Below are 18,830 nucleotides of genomic sequence, written 5' to 3'. Positions count from 1 at the left end.
GTTGTTTGTGGGGCGCGGGGGGCGACCTCGTTTTGTGGGGGGGGCGCCGGCGGCGGGCGGGCACTACCTGGGGCTCACGCCCATAAAAAAACGCCCCGGGAAACCGGGGCGTTTTTTGTGTGAGATGTTCCGCTGCGCTACGATCTCGACCGGGCCGACATCCATGCCGTCGTAGTCTTCCACGCCGTTCGCTTCGGCCAGGGCCTGCAGCTCATGGTTGCGGGCATCCAGCGAGGCTTCGGTGTGCACCTCGGCGCGCTCCACGTGCAGCACGTGGTACGGGTCTTCGCCTTCTTCAAGGTCCGGTTCGAACACTTCCACCAGGGTGTACCCCAGTTCGACCAGCTTCTCGCCCAGGCCGTGCAACGGCTCCGGGGTGGTGTTGACGAAGAAGTAGCCCCACAGCATCGGGCCGTTGAGGTCCCAATCGGTGTTTTCACGGATGTTGGCGAACATCTCGTTGATTGCGGTGATATCCATCTGGGTGTCCTGTATGCGTGTTGCGGTGAGCGCCGGCACGTGGCCGACGCTGCGATGGATGTGCTGGGCCGGGCGGCCACAGGCGTGATGCCGGCGAGCCTACCCGGTTATGGCTTACTTGTCGCAGCCCTGCAGCTTGATGCTCTGGCCCTGCCTGAGCGAATAGGCCGGCGCCTTGAGGCCATTGGCCCGTGCCAGGGTCGGCACATCGCACTGGAACTTGGCCGCGATCCTGCCCAGCGTCTCGCCCTTGCCCACCTTGTAGCTGCGGGCCGGCTTGGCCTTGGGCTTGGCGGCCGGGACGGCTACCGGCGCGGCCGGGGTCACCGCGGGCATGGCCTGCGCCTGGGCGACCGGGACCACGCTGCCCACCGCCACGTTGCCGGTGTAGCTGACCGCCGTAGGCCGCACGATCGCCGCATTGAGGTCGGCGGTGATGAGGGTGCGGGCCAGATCGGCGCGCGGGCCGCTGACGCAGAACCGGTTGTACAGGCCCGCGATGCGGGTGGTCGCGTTGATGATGGTGCCGGCCGGAATCCAGCCGTCGGCCTCATAGCGCGGGTTGAGGTTGCGCAGCGCGCGCATGTAGCCGTCACGGGTACCGGTGCTGCCCAGGCAGATGGTCAGCTCGTAGATCGTGGTCGACTTGGCCAGGCGGATGGTCGCCGGCTGCGCGCTGATCTTCGGGAATTCCACGCCGTACTGCTGCGGGTGCAGATAGATCCACGCCGCGGCGATCACCATCGGCACGTAGTCCTTGGTCTCGCCCGGGAACTGGTTGTAGACGCTGTCGGTCCAGAAGCCCTGCCCCGGGTACTGGCGGAACACGCGGATGGCACGGCCCTCACCGCCGTTGTAACCGGCCAGCGACAGCTCGACACTGTTGTTGAGCTCACGCATACGTTCGTTGAGGTAGGTCGCGCTGGCCTCGGCCGCGCTGCGGGCATCAAAGCGCGTATCAAAGCCGGTCCCGTCCGGGCCGAGACCAAAGCGACGCCCGGTGGCGGGCATGAACTGCATCAGCCCGGCGGCGCCGGCACGCGAAGAGGCGTGCACGCGGCCGTTGGATTCCTTGGCCATGATCCCGAACAGCAGCGCTTCGGGCAGGCCGCGCTTTTCCCACTCCGGCCACATCACCGCACGCAGGTTCTGGTAGTTCTCGTAACTGGTGAGCAGCGCCGGGCGCATGTCGGTCAACCAGCGGCGGATGCCGGCCTGCACGGCCGGGTTGTACTCGACCATGGTGTCGAAGGCGTGCCGCTTGTCGTTGAGCAGCGCTGCAGCGCGGGCGGCTTCGGGCACATCGGCGGCCAGCGGGCCGACATGGTCCGGGTCGGCCTCCAGCAAGGTGCCGTCGGCGATGGCCGTGCCGTCCTCGCTGTCCTGCTGGCTGTCGGCGTTGCTCTTGAGCAGGCGTTTGTAGGTCGGCAGCAGGTTGCTGACCTGGCAGCCCTTCTGGGCCACACAGGCGCTGATCACATCCTCCATGTCCTCCAGCGCGGCATCAGCCTCGTTGGTGCCTTTCGGGTCGGCATTGTTCACCAGCACCAGCGCCGCGTTGTAGCGCTTTTCGGCGGCTGTCATGCGCTGGTCGAGCGCCTCCACCTTGGCCTTGTCGCGGGCGGAGACGCGCTGGGCATGGGCCTCGGGGACGATCGACAGCATCGCGGCAACGGCCAACAGCGGCCAACCACGGACAAGCAAGACAGGAACGGGCATTTTTGGCACTGTGTGCGAACGATGGGGCAGAGTAGCCGCGCCGCTTGCATCCGGGCAACCCGTCTGCCGGCCGGCCAACGCCGACGTTTAGAATCCCGCCTATTCACACTGCGAGTTGACCATGGATCCGATTCTGCTCGGCAAAGGCATCACCGACGATATCCCCGTGACCCTGTTGCCGCGGCTGGGCAACCGCCATGGCCTGGTGGCCGGCGCGACCGGCACCGGCAAGACCGTCACCCTGATGACGCTGGCCGAGGGCTTCTCGCGGATCGGCGTACCGGTGTTCCTGGCTGATGTGAAGGGTGACGTGTCGGGCTTGGCCGTGCCCGGTGCCGGGACCGAGGCGCTGCTGCAGCGCGCGACCGATCTCGGCGTGGCCGATTACGCGCCCGCCGCCAGCCCGACCATCTTCTGGGACCTGTACGGCAAGCTCGGCCACCCCGTGCGCACCACAGTGAGCGAGATGGGCCCGACCCTGCTCGCGCGCATCCTGGAACTCAACGACACCCAGGCCGGCGTGCTGGACATCGTGTTCAAGCTCGCCGACGACCGCGGCCTGCTGCTGCTCGACCTGGACGATCTGCGCGCCCTGCTCGGCCTGGTCGCCGAGGAGCGCAAGGACATCTCCACCGAATACGGCTTGGTCAGTGCGCAGACGGTGGCGGCGATCCAGCGCTCGCTGCTGCGCCTGTCACAGGACGGTGGCGAAGCGTTCTTCGGCGAGCCTGCACTGGAGCTGGCCGACCTGATGCGCGTCAACCACGATGGCCGCGGCGTGATCGGTATCCTCGCCGCCGACCAGCTGGTGCTCAAGCCGCGGCTGTATTCCACCTTCCTGCTGTGGCTGCTCTCGGAGCTGTTCGAAACGCTGCCGGAAGTGGGCGATCTGGAGAAGCCGAAGCTGGTCTTCATCTTCGATGAGGCGCACCTGCTGTTCGATGACGCACCGCCGGCGCTGGTGCAGCGCATCGAGCAGGTGGTCCGGCTGATCCGCTCCAAGGGCGTGGGCGTCTACTTCTGCTCACAGTTCCCGGATGACGTGCCGGCCAACATTCTCGGCCAGCTCGGCAACCGCGTGCAGCATGCGCTGCGTGCGTTCACGCCGCGCGACCAGAAAGCAGTGAAGGTCGCCGCCGAAACCTTCGTGCCCAACCCGAAGCTGGATGTGGCCGCCACGCTGGCCAAGCTGGGTACCGGTGAAGCGCTGGTGTCCACGCTGCAGGACAAGGGTATCCCCTCGCCTGTGCAGCAGACCCAGATCGCGCCACCGCGTTGCCGGATGGGCGCGATCACCGAGGCCGAACGTGCGCAGGTGCGCGCCGGCAGCCCGGTCGGCACCCGCTACGACACCGCGATCAATCGCGAATCGGCGGCGGAACGGCTGGCGCAGCGCGCGCAGAAGGCGGTCGAGCAGGCCGATGCGCCCAAAGCCCGCACCCGCCAGCAGGATGAAGCGCAGGAGGGCGGCTTTGGCCAGAGCATCAAGGACGCGATCTTCGGCACCAAGCGCCGCCAGGGCATGATCGAAACCATGGCCAAGCAGACCACCCGTACCGTCGGCACCAAGCTGGGCAACCAGATCGTGCGTGGCCTGCTGGGCGGTATTTTCGGCGGAAAGCGCTGATACTTCGTGTCGCGCCCTGTGGCGCGGCACCTTTTGACGAGCACAAGCAGACCTGATGTCGCGTTGGCGTCCCCCCGCGGAAAAAAGCACGGCCCTGATCACCGCACAGGGCCACCAGCGGTTGAAGACCGAACTGGATGAGCTGTGGCGGCACAAGCGCCCCGAAGTGGTGAAGGCACTGGCCGCCGCTGCTGCGGAAGGCGACCGGTCCGAGAATGCCGAGTACACCTACCGCAAGAAGCAGCTCGGTGAGATCGATCGGCGCGTACGCTACCTGACCAAGCGACTGGAGGCGCTGCGCATTGTCGATACCGCGCCGACCGATCCGAACGCGGTGTTCTTCGGCGCGACGATCGAGCTGGAGAACGTCGACTCGGGCGACATCCACGTGTATCGCATCGTCGGCCCGGACGAGACCGACGCCGGTGCGGGCTGGATCAGCATCGATTCGCCGTTGGCGCGCGCGCTGCTGAAAAAACGCGTGGACGATGAGTTCGAGGTGGAGCTGCCCAGCGGCCGCCATGGGTTCGCGATTCTGTCCGTGGCGTACCCCGGCTGACAGGGTGCATCCACGCATGGCGTGGATCTACACGTGACGCCGGCAACCCGCGGGGATGGCGCCACTGCCGGATCACCCCAGCGCTGCGGGATACACGCGCCCCGGGCGCAGCGGTCGGAAGTAGTCGGCCCGCGCATAGAAGGCCGCCTCCTGCCGCGCGTGCCACCCGGGAATCCCCGCCAACGGCAATGGCCGCAACTCCAGGGGGTCATTGAGCAGCGCGCCGTCCGTGATGGCCTGCGCCACTGCCGCGACCGCAGTGGCATCATCATCACTCTGTACCACCACGCACTTGCCGACCAGCAGGCGCTCCGGCACCAAGGCCTGCTCCAGCAGCGCATGCCCGATCACCGCCGCGACGGCAATGTCGCCCCGTCGCCACTGCCCTGCCCCATCCCAGAGCAGCGCCTGCCAATCATGCTGGTCCCACGCGCGCAGCAGCGCCGGTTCGCGCACACGCACGATCACGCCGCTCTCGTCGAATTGGGTCAACGCGGCCTGCGCACGGTTGCGCTGCCCTGGCTCCATCGCCGCGATGTGCCGGCATTGCTGCCGGTTGAGCGCGCGCTTGATGGTGGGGTAACGCGCCCAGACCAGGGCATTGAACAGGTCATGCCAGTTGTCTGCACGCGTGGCGATCTGGCCGCGCCCGGCGATGCGCGTTTCATAGTGCAGGCCGTCGGCCAGCAATGCCTCGTCCTGCTCGGCCAGATGCTTGTCTGGCAACGCGAGGCGTGCATCGAGCGCTGCGATGGTGGGCCAGCTCGGCGCCACCATCAGGTCCTGCATGTCGCTCAGCCCGGCGTAGATCGGCTGCGCGAAGCAGGCCGCATCCACCGCCTCACGCGGCGGCGCGATGAAACGGCGACGACCACCGATATCGGCAGCCGTCACCACTGCGATCACAGCACCTGCAGATCGAACGGCTTGCGCGCTTCGGTGGCGAGGATCGCATCACCGAACAGATCGTGGTCGTCGCTCTCGGTGATCTCCACATCGATGAACTGACCCACGCGCAGCTTGGCTTCTTCCGCGTTCTGGATATGCACCAGACCGTCGATCTCCGGCGCATCGGCCTTGGAACGGGCCACCGCGATGCCGTCTTCGATGGCATCGACGAGGCACTGCTGCACGGTGCCGATCTTGGCTTCCAGGCGCGCGGCGGAGATCTCCGCCTGGCGCTCCATGAAGCGTGCCAGGCGTTCCTGCTTCACTTCTTCGGGCACCGCACCGGGCAGATCGTTGGCGGTCGCGCCGGTGACCGGCGAATAGGCGAACGCGCCCACGCGGTCCAGCTGCGCCTCGTCCAGGAAGCTCAGCAGCTCCTCGAACTCGGCATCGGTCTCGCCCGGGAAGCCGACGATGAAGGTCGAGCGCACGGTGATATCCGGGCACAGCTGACGCCAGCGCTGCACGCGCTCCAGGGTCTTGTCGACCGCCCCCGGGCGCTTCATCAGCTTCAGGATGCGCGGGCTGGCGTGCTGGAACGGAATATCCAGGTACGGCAGGATCCGGTTTTCGGCCATCAGCGGCACGATCTCGTCCACGTGCGGGTACGGGTACACGTAGTGCATGCGGGTCCACGCATCCAGCTCGGACAGGCCTTCGCACAGCGCCTTCAAGCGGGTCTGGTAGGCCTTGTCGCGCCACATGCGCTCGGCGTACTTCACATCCACGCCATAGGCCGAGGTGTCCTGGGAGACCACCAGCAGTTCCTTGACGCCCCCCCGCACCAGCCGCTCTGCTTCGCGCAGCACCTCATCGACCGGGCGCGAGACCAGCTTGCCGCGCATCGAGGGGATGATGCAGAAGCTGCACTTGTGGTTGCAGCCTTCGGAAATCTTCAGATACGCGTAATGGCGGGGGGTCAGCTTGATGCCGTAATCAGGCACCAGATCCACGAAGGGATCGTGCTTAGGCGGCAGCGCGGCGTGCACGGCCTCCATCACGCTCATGTAGTCCTGCGGGCCCGACACCGCCAGCACGTTCGGGTAGGCCTCGCGGATCTGCTCCGGGCGCTTGCCCAGGCAGCCGGTGACGATCACCTTGCCGTTCGCGTTCATCGCCTCGCCGATCGCATCCAGCGACTCGGTCACGGCCGAATCGATGAAGCCGCAGGTGTTGACCACCACCACGTCGGCCGCGTCGTAGGAGGGAACGATGTCGTAGCCCTCGGACCGCAGCTGGGTGAGGATGCGCTCGGAATCGACAAGGGCCTTCGGGCAGCCAAGGCTGACGAAGCCGACTTTGGGGTTCAGCTGGGACATGGATCGCAAGGACTCTGGGGGCCTGGGCCCATGCCGGAATGGCGTGGGGGACCTGGGGCCGGAAACGGCGGCAAGTATACCGGCGTTCAGCCCACGCCCCTGAACCGGATCGGGTTGATCCCGCCAGATCCGGCATGCCCCCTGACATCGCGCTAACCGGCGCGGGGCCGATAATGAATGCCTGAACCAACGGGAGTCTCGCACCATGGGTGAGTGGATCACACTCGATACGCATTACGGACCGGTCCGCGCCTGGCAGGCGACGCCGGAAGGCAAGCCGCGCGGGGGCCTGGTGGTGATCCAGGAGATCTTCGGCGCCAACCCGCACATCCGCGCAGTGGCCGACGATTACGCCGCCAAGGGCTATGCCGTACTGGCCCCGTCGTTCTTCGATCTGGCCGAGTCGGCCCCGGACAGCACCGAACCGCCGGAGCTGCCTTACGACAGCGATGGCGTGGCCGCCGGCCTGGCCATGGTCGACGAGCTCGGGGTCGAAAAGGCGCTGGAGATCGTGCGGGCGGCCGCCTCGCGGCTGGCTCCGGCCGGCAAGGTCGGCACCGTCGGCTACTGCTGGGGCGGCAGCATCGCCCTGCTCTCCGCGCTGCGCCTGGGCCTGCCCTCGGTCAGCTATTACGGGGCCCGCAACGTGAAATACCTGGACGAGACGCCCAAGGCGCCGGTCATGTTCCACTTCGGCGCGCAGGACAAGAGCATCCCCCCGGAGGCGATCAAAGCCCACCGCGAGAAGCTGCCGCAGATGGCCACCTTCGTCTACCCGGCCGATCACGCCTTCAACCGCAGCGTCGGACATGCGTATGATCCAGACAGCGCCCACCTGGCGCTGGAACGCACCCTGGACTTCTTTGCGGAGCATCTTGGATGAGCGAGTTCGAACTGGATTCACGCCTGGCCACCGACAGCGTACTGGTAGCAGAAGGGCCGTTATCGCAAGTGCGATTGATGAACGATGAAAGGTATCCCTGGCTGATCCTGGTGCCACGCCTGAGTGGCGTGACCGAATGGATCGACCTGGATGGCGAGCAGCAGGACAAGCTGCGGACCGAGTTGAACCGGGCGTGCAAGGCGCTCAAAGGCACCGATGGGGTCGAGAAGATCAACATCGGCTCGCTGGGCAACATCGTGCGCCAGCTGCATTTCCATGTGATCGGGCGCCATGTCGGCGATCCGGCATGGCCGGGCCCGGTCTGGGGCCAGGGGCAGGCACACCATTTTGATCCACAGGTGCTGGCCGAGCGTGTCGCACTCTGGAAGGAACGGCTAGGATATTCGCCCCAGCCCTAGCGGACCCTGCCCCTGATGCGCTCCAACCTTGTCGCCGCCATTGTCCTGATCCTCGTCGGCCTGTTCCTGCTGGCCAGCAATCTCGGCTGGACCAACATGAACATGGGGAAGCTGATCCTCACCTGGTGGCCGGTCGTGCTGGTAGCGGTGGGCATCGGCCTGCTGTTCGGCCGCGGCAAGTAGAGCGGACCGTTGGTCCGCTGCTGTTCGGTCCGCTGCTGTTCGGTCCGCTGCTGTTCGGTCCGCTGCTGTTCGGTCCGCTGCTGTTCGGTCCGCTGCTTTTGGGTCCGCTGCTTTTGGTCACCACGCCGCACGTCGGACCAAGCCACAAAAAAAGCGCGGAGTACTCCGCGCTTTTTCTGTGGTCGCCCCTTGATGGGTAACGGTAACCACAGAAGCAGCCGACCAACGGTCGGCTCTACCAGGCGCGGACGCGGCAGCACGCCCGGGGATCGATCAGGTGCGCCGCGCCACCCGCGTGATCATCAGGTCCGCGGCAGGGTCACGCCGGTCTGGCCCTGGTACTTGCCACCGCGGTCCTTGTAGGACGTCTCGCAGATATCGTCCTTGTCGGCCTGGAAGAACAGCATCTGCGCCACGCCTTCATTGGCGTAGATGCGCGCCGGCAGCGGCGTGGTATTGCTGAATTCCAGGGTCACGTGGCCTTCCCATTCCGGCTCCAGCGGGGTCACGTTGACGATGATGCCGCAGCGCGCGTAGGTGCTCTTGCCCAGGCAGACCACGAGCGTGTCGCGCGGGATGCGGAAGTACTCCACGGTGCGCGCCAGCGCGAAGCTGTTGGGCGGGATGATGCACTCATCACCCACGATGTCCACGAAGCTGCCCGGGTCGAAGTGCTTCGGGTCCACGATGGTGGAGTTGATGTTGGTGAACACCTTGAACTCGCGCGAGCAACGGACGTCGTAGCCGTAGCTGGAGGTGCCGTAGCTGACGATGCGCTGGCCGTTGGCCTGCTTGACCTGGCCAGCTTCGAACGGCTCGATCATGCCGTGCTGCTCGGCCATCTGACGGATCCAGCGGTCACTCTTGATGCTCATGGGGGGTCCTGGGTGCGGAAGGAACAACGGCACCGCCAATGGGCGCCCGGGTGTCGATTCTAAACAGCGGCCCCGGCCGCGACCAGCGTCGACGCCGTCGCGGCAACTGCCTGGCCATTGGGGCCTGGAAACGAACAGGCCCGGCGGGGGCCGGGCCTGGAGGATACGGGGGGGGGCGCGCTCAGATCAGCGACGACAGGATCGGAATGCTGGCCCGCGGCCGCTTGGCCACTTCCTCGATCAGCCGCTCGGCCGCGCGCAGATAGGCCTGGGCCGCAGAAGACGCCGGCGCGGCGGCGGTGATCGGCGTACCGGCATCGCCCTGCTCGCGGATGCCGATCTCCAGCGGCAGCGACCCCAGCAGCGGCACCCCGTACTGGGCGGCCATGCGCTCGCCGCCGCCCTCGCCGAACAGATGCTCGACCTGGCCGCAGTTGCTGCAGGTATGCACGGCCATGTTCTCGACGATACCCAGCACCGGCACTTCCACCTTCTCGAACATCTTCAGCGCCTTCTTCGCATCCAGCGTGGCGATGTCCTGCGGGGTGGTGACGATCACCGCCCCGGCCAGCGGGATCTTCTGGGTCAACGTCAGCTGGATGTCGCCCGTGCCCGGCGGCAGATCGATCAGCAGGTAGTCCAGGTCGTCCCACAACGTATCGTTGAAGAACTGCGTCATCGCCGAGGTCGCCATCGGGCCGCGCCAGATCATCGGCGTCTCGTCCTCGATCAGGTAACCGATCGACATGGTCTCCACCCCGAACGCGCGCATCGGTTCGATCGACTTGTTGTCCGGGCTCTCCGGGCGACCGCTCAGGCCGAGCATTGCCGGTACGCTGGGGCCGTAGATATCGGCATCCAGCAGGCCCACGCGCGCGCCGAGCGCGGCAAGTGCGACAGCCAGGTTGACCGCGGTGGTGGACTTGCCGACCCCGCCTTTGCCTGACCCCACCGCGATCACGTTGCGCACGCGCGGATGCGGTGACAACCCCTTCTGCACTTGACTGGCGTGGGGACGACGCGTCTGGCTGGCACTCACTGCGGGCACTCCGGAAACACAACAAGGGGACGCAACACTATACAACCTTGACTGCACCTGACTGAGAATCCCAGTTGCTACGAAACCATGCAATTTTCGTTAAGTTCATGTTACGGTCGAAACGCACTACGTTGAGCGTTTTCCGCGCGTTTCGGGAGGGAATCATTGGCGTCAGTGCTTTTCTGTTTTGTTCTATGGACTATCAATGAATTACAGCACCACCGCACGTCGCAACACGCTCGCCGCTGCATTGTTCTCCGCCCTGATCGCCACTGCAGCCGCTCCGGCCATGGCACAGGATAAAGCCACGACGCTGGACAAAGTCACCGTCACCGGCTCGCTGATTCCGCAGACCGATATCGAAACCCAGACCCCGGTGATGTCCATCACCGCGCAGGACATCCAGACCCGCGGCTTCACCAGCGTGGCCGAAGTCCTGCAGCAGTCCTCGCTGACCACCGGCGGCCTCCAGGGCGGCCAGACCTCGGCGTCCTTCACCCAGGGCGCGGAAGCCTCGGGCATGTTCGGCCTGAATCCGGGCTACACCAAGTACCTGATCAACGGCCGTCCGATGATGTCGTACCCGGCGCTGTACAACGGCGGCGATACGTTCAACAACATCAGCGGCATTCCGATCGACATCGTCGAGCGCATTGAAGTCCTGCCGGGCGGCCAGTCGTCGCTGTACGGTTCGGACGCCATCGCCGGCGTGGTCAACATCATCCTCAAGGAACGCATGGACGGCGGCAGCATCTCCGTCCGTGGTGGCACCTACACCGAAGGCGGCGGCAACAGCGTGCGCTTCAGCGGCGCGCATGGTTTCAGCGCGTTCGATGACCGCTTCAACGCACTGGTCAACGTGCAGATCGAGTCGAGCAACCCGATCTGGGGCTACCAGCGCGACCTGACCCGCACCACCAATGCCAACGGCTACACCGCGCAGCTGCCGAGCAATGATTTCGCCGTCATCGACGCCGATACCAACCGCCTGTACATGATGGACCCGAACAACTGCGCCAACGTGGCCAGCCAGTTCGGTGGCACCACGGTGCTGGGCAATCGCCCGACCGGCCAGTCGTGCGGCACCTACTTCGGCGCCGGCTACAAGACGCTGAAGAACGGCAAGGACAGCGGCCAGTTCTATTCGGCGATGACCTTCGACGTCAACGACAACCTGCAGCTGTTCGCCGACGTGCTCTACAGCAAGGAAAAGACCGAGTACACCTCCGGCTCGAGCTACCTGTGGTGGGGCACCAAGAGCGGGATGGGCGGCTTCTACGACCAGTCCTCGGGCAAGGTGGTGAACCTGCAGCGCGCGTTCGCCCCGGAAGACATCGGTGGCCAGGGCTACAACGACGTTCTCAACAGTGACGAGAGCCGCTCCTACCAGGTGACCCTGGGCGCGAAGGGCATGGCCGGCAACTGGGACTACAGCGCCAGCTTCACGCGCGGTGAGTACAAGCTCACCGAGAACAAGTTCATGCGTTGGAAGGACCCGATCAACAACTACTTCGCCGAACACGTGCTGGGCCCGCAGCTGGGCACCACGGCCGACGGCTGGGGCATCTACAACCCGAACTACGACGCGTTCTACTCGCCGATCTCGCCGGAAGATTTCGCCAGCTTCACCGGCTACGCGACCAACCGCAGCCTTACCTGGCAGAACCTGGGCCGCGTGCAGATCACCAATGGCTCGCTGTTCTCGCTGCCGGGCGGTGACGCCGGCTTCGCGGTCGTGGTCGAAGGTGGCAGCGAAGGCTGGGATTACTCGCCCGACCAGCGCCTGCTGGACGGCCAGGTGTGGGGCTCTTCGGCCGTGGCCGGCAATGGCCACCGCAGCAATTATGCGGTGACCTCCGAACTGCGCATGCCGGTGCTGGAGCAGGTCACGGTGACCGCTTCGGGTCGCTATGACGCGTTCAAGATCGCCGACAACACCGTCGACAAGGCCACCTACAGCCTGGGTCTGGAATACCGCCCGATCGACAGCCTGCTGTTCCGCGGCAAGTACGGCACGGCGTTCCGCGCACCGACCCTGTCCGATGCCTTCCAGGGTAAGAGCGGGTACTACGCGGCCAACTCGACCGACTACTACCGTTGCGGCACCCTGGGCTATGCACCGGGCAACACCGCCGACTGCCGTTACCACGACAACGTCTCGGTGTACTCCGAGCGCGCGGGCAACCCGGACCTGGAGCCGATCACGGCCGACGTCTGGAATGCAGGCGTGGTCTGGGCACCGATGCCGAACCTCTCCATCTCGGCCGACTACTACAACTGGAAGATCGAGAACGAAGTCGATACGGCCAGCACCGACCAGCTGCTGCTGGCCGAGTACTACTGCCGCAACGGCCTGCCCAACGGCTCTTCGGCCAGCTGCCAGAACGTGGCCGACTGGGTCGTGCGCGACGCCGCCGGCAACCTGAGCAGCCTGTACACCCCGAAGATGAACGTGGCTCGCCAGAACCTGCAGGCCGTGACGGTCGGCTTCAAGTATCTGCAGGACATCGGCCGCTTCGGCTCGCTGCAGTTCTCGGCCAACTACACCAACATGCTCAAGCGTGAAGTGCAGTCGCAGCCGGGCGAGGAGTTCCAGGATCTGCTGGGCAACCCGATCGCGATGTGGAACTACGACAACTTCGCCAAGGTCCGCAGCGATGCGTCCGTGGGCTGGTCGGTCGACAAGTTCACCACCACGCTGTACGCGAACTACATCGGCAAGACCCCGAACTACCTGGCCGGCATCAATGGCTATGACTACGTCCACCCGGCATCGGGCAAGGCCGCAGGCAAGTGGGGCTCGTACACCACGTACAACCTGAGCGTGAACTATCGCGCACAGGACGACCTGACGCTTTCGCTGATGGTCAACAACGTGTTCAACAAGATGCCCGACGGCCAGGCCTACAGCTACCTGGGCACCTCGGGTGCGCCGTACAACACCGGCCTGTACAACGCGTACGGCCGTGCCGTGTACGTCCAGGCCAAGTACGACTTCGGCAAGTAATCGCCGCAGGCAGCACCGGCGACCGTGCAGGGCCCTGCCCTGCCGGTTCGCCAACCGGAACGCCCCGAAAGGGGCGTTTCGCGTTTGTGCACCTGCAACCGGCGTGATGCCCGTCCGCCGCCCTGAATGCAACGACACGCGTCGCCGCGAGAGAGGCATGTGCATGTCCGACGTTCTGATGGTGCGATGCGTCTATGGGACAGGCATACGCACACCGATCTCAGTTGTTAATTCCGCGCCATATTCAGCATTCACTCATTGACGAAACATAAATAAAATTTCATTTAGGCCCAGGCAATTGTTTTTCAACGCCTTTCAGTTTGCGTCAATGCACAGCCCTTATCGGCGATGACCATTCAGCGTATTTCACGTTAAGCGTGTGTTACGTTCGCCGCACGCCGGTTTCAACTGAACGCAGAATGAAACTACCAAGGATGGCCGCCCAGGCCTGATACCGGCTCGCTGTTGAACGCAGTCAAGAAGTCCCACGGAAGGGAAAGCCACGACATCACCACTACATGGGGTTGCACATGTCTCGCCAAGGTAATTCGATCTCGCGTCATCCGCTTGCCGCCGCCGTCCTCACCGGCCTGCTGCTCACCAGCGCCACCGTCTTCGCACAGGACAACGCCGCCACCAATCTCGATCGTGTCACTGTCACCGGGTCCTTGATCCCGCAGACCGAGATCGAGAACCACACGCCGGTCCTGACTGTCACCGCCGAAGACATCCAGACGCGCGGCTTCACCAGCATCTCCGAAGTCCTGCAGCAGTCTTCGCTGACCACCGGCGGCCTGCAGGGCGGCCAGACCGCCGCCTCGTTCACCCAGGGCGCCGAAGCGGCCGGCATGTTCGGCCTGGATCCGGGCTACACCAAGTACCTGATCAATGGCCGGCCGATGCTGCAGTACCCGGCGCTTTACAACGGCAGCGACGCGTTCAACAACCTCAGCGGCATTCCGATCGACATCGTCGAGCGCATCGAGATCCTGCCCGGCGGCCAGTCCTCGCTGTACGGCTCGGATGCGATCGCCGGCGTGGTCAACATCATCCTGAAAGAACGCATGGACGGCGGCGTGCTCAACGTCCGCGGGGGCGCCACCACCGAAGGCGGCGGCAACAACATCCGCGTCAGCGGCGCCAGGGGCTTCAACAGCGCCGATGACCGCTTCAACGCACTGGTCAATGTGCAGTACGAAAAGAGCAACCCGATCTGGGGCTACCAGCGCGACCTGACCCGCACCAACAACCGCGTCGGTTACAGCGCGCAGGTGCCGGCCAATGATTTCCTGGTCTACCTGCCGGCGGACAACAACGCGTTCGTGATGATGGATCCGACCCGCTGCGCCAGCGTCGCCGGCCAGTTCGGCGGCACCACCGTGCTGGGCACCCGCGCGGCCGGCGAGTCCTGCGGTTCGGCCTACGGCGCCGGCTACCGCACCCTGAAGAACGACAAGGAGAGCAGCCAGTTCTACAGCTCGATGACGTTCGATGTGAACGACAACTTCACCCTGTTCGCCGATGCGCTGTACAGCCTGGAAGAGGTCAAGTACACCCCGGGTTCGGGCTATACGTTCTGGGGCAGCGACCTGAGTTTCGGCGCGTTCTATGACCAGGACACCGATCAGTACATGAACCTGCAGCGCGCGTTCGCGCCTGAAGACATCGGGCCGAACGGCTACAAGGACATCCTCAACACCGACCGCAACAAGGCCTACCAGGTCACCCTCGGCGGGCGTGGCACGTTCGGCAACTGGGACTATAGCGCCAGCTTCAGCCGCGGCGAGTACAAGCTCACCGAGCGCGGCTTCGTGCGCTGGGCCGATGACATCGACAGCTACTTCGAAGACCGCGTGCTCGGCCCGGTGCTGGGCACCACCGATGACGGCTACAACATCTACAGCCCGAACTGGGGCGCGTTCTATTCGCAGCTGCCGGCCGGTGATTTCCAGAGCTTCACCGGATACACCTACAACCAGAGCAAGACCTGGCAGAACCTGGGCCGCTTCCAGATCACCAACGGCTCGTTGTTCACCCTGCCCGGTGGCGATGCAGGTTTCGCCGTGGTCGCCGAAGCCGGCAGCGAAGGCTGGGATTACCGCCCGGACGAGCGCTTGATGGATGGCAGCGTGTGGGGCACCACCTCGGTAGCCGGCAATGGCCATCGCAGCAACTACGCCGTCACCTCCGAGCTGCGCCTGCCGCTGATCGACTCGTTGACCGTCACCGGTTCGGGTCGCTATGACGCCTACAAGATCGCCGACAACACCATCGACAAGGCCACCTACAGCGTCGGCGTGGAGTTCCGTCCGATCGAAAGCCTGCTGTTCCGCGGCAAGTACGGCACTGCGTTCCGTGCACCGACCCTGCCCGATGCCTTCCAGGGCGAGAGCGGCTACTACGCCAACGGCGCAGTCGATTATTACCGTTGCGGCCAGCTCGGCTATGCCCCGGCCGATACCCTCGCCTGCCCCTACGGCAACGAATCGGTGTTCGGCGTGCAGGCCGGCAACACCGAGCTGGAACCGATCACCGCCGATGTCTGGAATGCCGGCGTGGTCTGGGCACCGATGAACAATCTGTCGATCTCGGTGGACTACTACAACTGGAAGATCGACAACGAAGTCGACACCCTGAGCTCGGACCAGCTGCTGCGCGCGGAATACTACTGCCGCAATGGCCAGGGCAACCCGACCTCGGCCAGCTGCGAGAACGTTGCGGACTGGATCACCCGCGATGCCGCCGGCAACATCGAGCAGATCTTCACGCCCAAGCTCAACGTCGCGCGCCAGAACCTGCAGGCACTGACGGCCAGCTTCAAGTACGTGCAGGACATCGGCCGCTTCGGCTCGCTGCAGTTCGCCAGCAACTACACCAACATCCTCAAGCGCGAGCTGCAGCCGCAACCGGGCGATGACTACCTGGATCTGCTGCGCGACCCGTATGCGATGTGGTACTACGATGCCTACGCCAAGGTCCGTACCGATGGTTCGGTGGGCTGGGCCAAGGACCGCTGGACCACCACGCTGTACTTCAACTACATCGGCAAGACGCCGAACTACATGTCCTACCTGGGCGAGAGCTTCGACTACGTCCACCCGTCCGGTTACAAGGCCGGCAAGTGGGGCTCGTACACCACCTACAACCTGAGCGTGAACTACCGGGCGTTGGACAACCTCACCCTCTCGGTGATGGTCAACAACGTGTTCAACAAGATGCCCGACGGCCAGGCCCACAGCTACGCCGGCAACATCGCCTCGCCGTACAACAGCAGCATCTACAACCCGTACGGCCGCGCGGTGTACGTGCAGGCCAAGTACGATTTCGGCACCAAGACCAACTAAGCCGCACCCGGGATGACACCCCCAAGCCCCGCCGCAAGGCGGGGCTTTTCCTTGGCCGCCCCGGGCCAGGGCCACGTCCGGAGTTGACCGGATCGGGCCTCTTGCCATCGGCCATGACCTTCGACACCCTTGCAGGCCGGGCCGGCGGCGTATCGTCTGGCCCACAGGCTCTTCGGGGCCATTCCTGCATGACTTTCCGGCCTGGAGGCCAATCACGTGATCGCTCGTACACCCAAACTGGTACTGCTGACCCTGGCCGTTTCGGCCGCGCTGGTCGGCTGCGGCAAGAACGAAACCCCGGCGACGGACAGCGCAGCCTCCACCGCCGCGCCGGCCGCCACGGCCGCCACCGAGTACAAGCTCGACGAGAGCAAGCTGCCGGCCTACAACGCCTTCCACCCGTCCGATCTGGACACCAGCATGGACGCCTGCGGTGCGTTCGGTGACTACGTCAACAGCAAGTGGCTGGCCGCCAACGAGATCCCGGCCGACCGTACCAGCTGGGGCGCCTTCACCATCCTGGACGAGCGCTCGGTCGCCGTGCAGCACCAGCTCGCCGAGCAGGTCGCGGCGGTCAAGAATCCGGCCGGCATCGAAAAGATCGTCGGCGACTTCTGGGCCACCGGCATGGACGAGGCCAAGATCAATGCCCAGGGCATCGAGCCGATCAAGGCCGACCTGACCGCCATCGACGGCCTGCAGGACAAGGACGCGATCGCCAACTACCTGCGCACCAGCGCGGCCAAGGGCGAAAACGTGCTGTTCGGCTTCGGTCCGGAAGCGGACTTCAAGAATTCCAGCATGAACCTGGCCTATGCCAGCCAGGGCGGCCTGGGCCTGCCGGACACCACCTATTACACCGACGCCAAGAACGCCGACAAGCTCAAGGCCTACCAGGCCCACGTGGCCAAGGTGCTGGAACTGGCAGGCGTGGCCACGGCCGATGCCGAGAAGCAGGCCGCCGACGTGGTCAAGTTCGAAACGCGCCTGGCCAAGGCCTCCAAGTCCAGCGTCGAGCTCTCGCGCGATGTCTCGCTGTTCTACAACCCGGTCACCGTGGCCGATGCGGACAAGCTGACCCCGAACTTCAGCTGGACCGAGTTCTTCAAGGCCCAGGGCATCGCCGCCCCGGAGAAGTTCTCGCTGGCCATGCCGAGCTTCCACCAGGAAGTGAGCAAGGCACTGGGCGACACCGATCCGTCGGTGTGGCGTGCCTACCTGCGCTTCCACACCGTGGACGGCGCCTCGCCGTACCTGGCTGATGCGTTCGTCAATGAGAACTACAACTTCTACGGCAAGACCCTGAACGGTCAGAAGGAGCAGAAGCCGCGTTGGAAGCGCGTGCTGGGCACCATCGAAAACGATGCCGGTGATGCGTTCGGCCAGCTGTACGTCAAGGTCGCTTTCTCGCCGGAAGCCAAGGCCAAGATGGAAGAACTGGTCAAGAACCTGGCCGCCTCGCTCAAGGAGCGCATCCAGGGCCTGACCTGGATGAGCGACGAGACCAAGGCCAAGGCGATCGCCAAGTGGGAAACCTTCACCCCGAAGATCGGCTACCCGGACAAGTGGCGTGACTGGAGCGGCCTGACCACCGGCCGCGACAGCTACCTGGGCAACGTGCGCGCGGCGAACGCGTTCAATTACAAGTTCGCGCTGTCCAAGATCGGCCAGCCGGTGGACAAGACCGAATGGGGCATGACCCCGCAGACCGTCAATGCCTACTACAACCCGCTGCAGAACGAGATCGTGTTCCCGGCCGCCATCCTGCAGCCGCCGTTCTTCGACCCGAAGGCCGATGACGCGCTGAACTACGGCGGCATCGGTGCGGTGATCGGCCACGAAATGACCCACGGTTACGACGACCAGGGCAGCCGCTTCGGGCCGACCGGCAACTTCGAGAACTGGTGGACCGAGGCCGACACCAAGAACTTCAGCGGCCTGACCGGCAAGCTGATCAAGCAGTTCGATGGCTACAAGGTGGATGGCCAGCCGGTCAACGGCAAGCTGACCCTGGGCGAGAACATCGCCGACCTGGGTGGCCTGGCCACCGCCTACGATGCCCTGCAGAAGGCCTCGGCCGGCAAGGAAGACCCGAAGGTCGACGGCTTCACCCGTGACCAGCGCTTCTTCTTCAACTGGGCCACCGTGTGGCGCACCAAGTACACCCCGGAGAACATGAAGGTCCGTCTGGCGACCGACCCGCATGCCCCGGCGCAGTTCCGCGCGATGGGTGCCCCGTCGAACCTGCCGACCTTCGCCGCGGCGTTCCAGTGCAAGGCCGGTTCGCCGATGGTGCGCGCCGGCGACCAGCAGGTCGTGATCTGGTAAGCCATCGCGCCCACGCGTGAGGTGATGCATGCAAAGGCCCGGGATCTCCCGGGCCTTTGCTTTTGCGGCGCATGCTGCCCATCACGCTCGTTTCGCTTTG

At 65.0% G+C, this 18,830-nt stretch carries 14 protein-coding genes; 8 read left to right on the top strand and 6 right to left on the bottom strand.

Going from position 1 to position 18,830, the window contains the following annotated elements:
* Positions 1 to 63: 63 nt before the first annotated feature.
* Together ABE483_RS08245 and ABE483_RS08240 are read right to left on the bottom strand one after the other, a co-directional pair.
* Positions 64 to 480 (bottom strand): ribonuclease E inhibitor RraB, encoded by a 417-nt coding sequence (locus ABE483_RS08245; protein WP_346481491.1) that lies wholly within the window; start codon positions 478 to 480, stop codon positions 64 to 66.
* A gap of 114 nt (positions 481 to 594) precedes the next feature.
* Positions 595 to 2,199, bottom strand: a complete 1,605-nt coding sequence (locus ABE483_RS08240) for a transglycosylase SLT domain-containing protein (protein ID WP_313208947.1) — start codon at positions 2,197 to 2,199, stop codon at positions 595 to 597.
* A 121-nt stretch (positions 2,200 to 2,320) separates the two neighbouring features.
* On the opposite strand from ABE483_RS08240, the gene ABE483_RS08235 reads away from it, so the two are divergent.
* Both ABE483_RS08235 and greB read left to right on the top strand, forming a co-directional pair.
* Positions 2,321 to 3,826, top strand: coding sequence for a helicase HerA-like domain-containing protein (locus ABE483_RS08235; RefSeq protein ID WP_313208946.1), 1,506 nt, complete (start codon positions 2,321 to 2,323; stop codon positions 3,824 to 3,826).
* Between the two features lie 55 nt (positions 3,827 to 3,881).
* Entirely contained in the window at positions 3,882 to 4,385 is a 504-nt protein-coding gene (gene greB, locus ABE483_RS08230) for a transcription elongation factor GreB (RefSeq protein ID WP_121038490.1), read from the top strand.
* Between the two features lie 72 nt (positions 4,386 to 4,457).
* Here greB and ABE483_RS08225 read toward each other — a convergent pair whose 3' ends face one another.
* Positions 4,458 to 5,291, bottom strand: coding sequence for a DUF3025 domain-containing protein (locus tag ABE483_RS08225; protein WP_346481490.1), 834 nt, complete (start codon positions 5,289 to 5,291; stop codon positions 4,458 to 4,460).
* Complete coding sequence (rimO, locus tag ABE483_RS08220; RefSeq protein WP_346481489.1) at positions 5,288 to 6,652, bottom strand: 30S ribosomal protein S12 methylthiotransferase RimO; 1,365 nt, start codon at positions 6,650 to 6,652, stop codon at positions 5,288 to 5,290. The genes ABE483_RS08225 and rimO overlap by 4 nt, the downstream gene beginning before the upstream one ends.
* 205 nt (positions 6,653 to 6,857) lie before the next feature.
* Between rimO and ABE483_RS08215 the strand changes: the two genes are divergently transcribed.
* From ABE483_RS08215 to ABE483_RS08205, 3 genes are read left to right on the top strand one after another with little or no spacing between them, the layout of a single operon-like run.
* Complete coding sequence (locus tag ABE483_RS08215) at positions 6,858 to 7,535, top strand: dienelactone hydrolase family protein (protein WP_346481488.1); 678 nt, start codon at positions 6,858 to 6,860, stop codon at positions 7,533 to 7,535.
* Positions 7,532 to 7,954 carry an HIT family protein gene (locus ABE483_RS08210; RefSeq protein WP_313208942.1) on the top strand — a complete coding sequence of 141 codons (423 nt, stop codon included), beginning with the start codon at positions 7,532 to 7,534 and terminating at the stop codon, positions 7,952 to 7,954. Before ABE483_RS08215 ends, ABE483_RS08210 begins: the two co-directional genes overlap by 4 nt.
* A 15-nt stretch (positions 7,955 to 7,969) precedes the next feature.
* Entirely contained in the window at positions 7,970 to 8,137 is a 168-nt protein-coding gene (locus ABE483_RS08205) for a DUF5668 domain-containing protein (protein ID WP_019182647.1), read from the top strand.
* Positions 8,138 to 8,439: 302 nt separating this feature from the next.
* On the opposite strand, the gene dcd is transcribed toward ABE483_RS08205, so the two are convergent.
* Together dcd and apbC are read right to left on the bottom strand one after the other, a co-directional pair.
* Entirely contained in the window at positions 8,440 to 9,012 is a 573-nt protein-coding gene (gene dcd, locus ABE483_RS08200) for a dCTP deaminase (protein ID WP_019182646.1), read from the bottom strand.
* A 181-nt stretch (positions 9,013 to 9,193) separates the two neighbouring features.
* Entirely contained in the window at positions 9,194 to 10,051 is an 858-nt protein-coding gene (gene apbC, locus ABE483_RS08195; protein WP_313219000.1) for an iron-sulfur cluster carrier protein ApbC, read from the bottom strand.
* A gap of 205 nt (positions 10,052 to 10,256) precedes the next feature.
* On the opposite strand from apbC, the gene ABE483_RS08190 reads away from it, so the two are divergent.
* The 3 genes from ABE483_RS08190 to ABE483_RS08180 all read left to right on the top strand — a co-directional run bounded on the left by ABE483_RS08190 (position 10,257) and on the right by ABE483_RS08180 (position 18,730).
* Positions 10,257 to 13,058: a TonB-dependent receptor gene (locus ABE483_RS08190; protein WP_346481487.1), complete on the top strand. Its 2,802-nt coding sequence runs from the start codon at positions 10,257 to 10,259 to the stop codon at positions 13,056 to 13,058.
* Positions 13,059 to 13,588: 530 nt separating this feature from the next.
* Positions 13,589 to 16,402: a TonB-dependent receptor gene (locus tag ABE483_RS08185; protein WP_313219001.1), complete on the top strand. Its 2,814-nt coding sequence runs from the start codon at positions 13,589 to 13,591 to the stop codon at positions 16,400 to 16,402.
* A gap of 219 nt (positions 16,403 to 16,621) precedes the next feature.
* The gene (locus ABE483_RS08180; protein WP_346463061.1) at positions 16,622 to 18,730 is read left to right on the top strand and encodes a M13-type metalloendopeptidase; all 2,109 of its coding nucleotides are present in this window, start codon (positions 16,622 to 16,624) and stop codon (positions 18,728 to 18,730) included.
* Positions 18,731 to 18,830 lie beyond the last annotated feature (100 nt).

Origin of the sequence: Stenotrophomonas sp. TWI602 (assembly GCF_039674045.1) — a bacterium.
Classification (GTDB): Bacteria; Pseudomonadota; Gammaproteobacteria; order Xanthomonadales; family Xanthomonadaceae; genus Stenotrophomonas.
This window is presented reverse-complemented; position numbering and strand designations above follow the sequence as displayed.

Bases quoted from the DNA above. Each gene is read 5' to 3' on its own strand.
- ABE483_RS08245 (WP_346481491.1), bottom strand. From the start codon at position 480: ATGGATATCACCGCAATCAACGAGATGTTCGCCAACATCCGTGAAAAC.
- ABE483_RS08240 (WP_313208947.1), bottom strand. From the start codon at position 2,199: ATGCCCGTTCCTGTCTTGCTTGTCCGTGGTTGGCCGCTGTTGGCCGTT.
- ABE483_RS08235 (WP_313208946.1), top strand. From the start codon at position 2,321: ATGGATCCGATTCTGCTCGGCAAAGGCATCACCGACGATATCCCCGTG.
- greB (WP_121038490.1), top strand. From the start codon at position 3,882: ATGTCGCGTTGGCGTCCCCCCGCGGAAAAAAGCACGGCCCTGATCACC.
- rimO (WP_346481489.1), bottom strand. From the start codon at position 6,652: ATGTCCCAGCTGAACCCCAAAGTCGGCTTCGTCAGCCTTGGCTGCCCG.
- ABE483_RS08215 (WP_346481488.1), top strand. From the start codon at position 6,858: ATGGGTGAGTGGATCACACTCGATACGCATTACGGACCGGTCCGCGCC.
- ABE483_RS08210 (WP_313208942.1), top strand. From the start codon at position 7,532: ATGAGCGAGTTCGAACTGGATTCACGCCTGGCCACCGACAGCGTACTG.
- ABE483_RS08205 (WP_019182647.1), top strand. From the start codon at position 7,970: ATGCGCTCCAACCTTGTCGCCGCCATTGTCCTGATCCTCGTCGGCCTG.
- dcd (WP_019182646.1), bottom strand. From the start codon at position 9,012: ATGAGCATCAAGAGTGACCGCTGGATCCGTCAGATGGCCGAGCAGCAC.
- ABE483_RS08190 (WP_346481487.1), top strand. From the start codon at position 10,257: ATGAATTACAGCACCACCGCACGTCGCAACACGCTCGCCGCTGCATTG.
- ABE483_RS08185 (WP_313219001.1), top strand. From the start codon at position 13,589: ATGTCTCGCCAAGGTAATTCGATCTCGCGTCATCCGCTTGCCGCCGCC.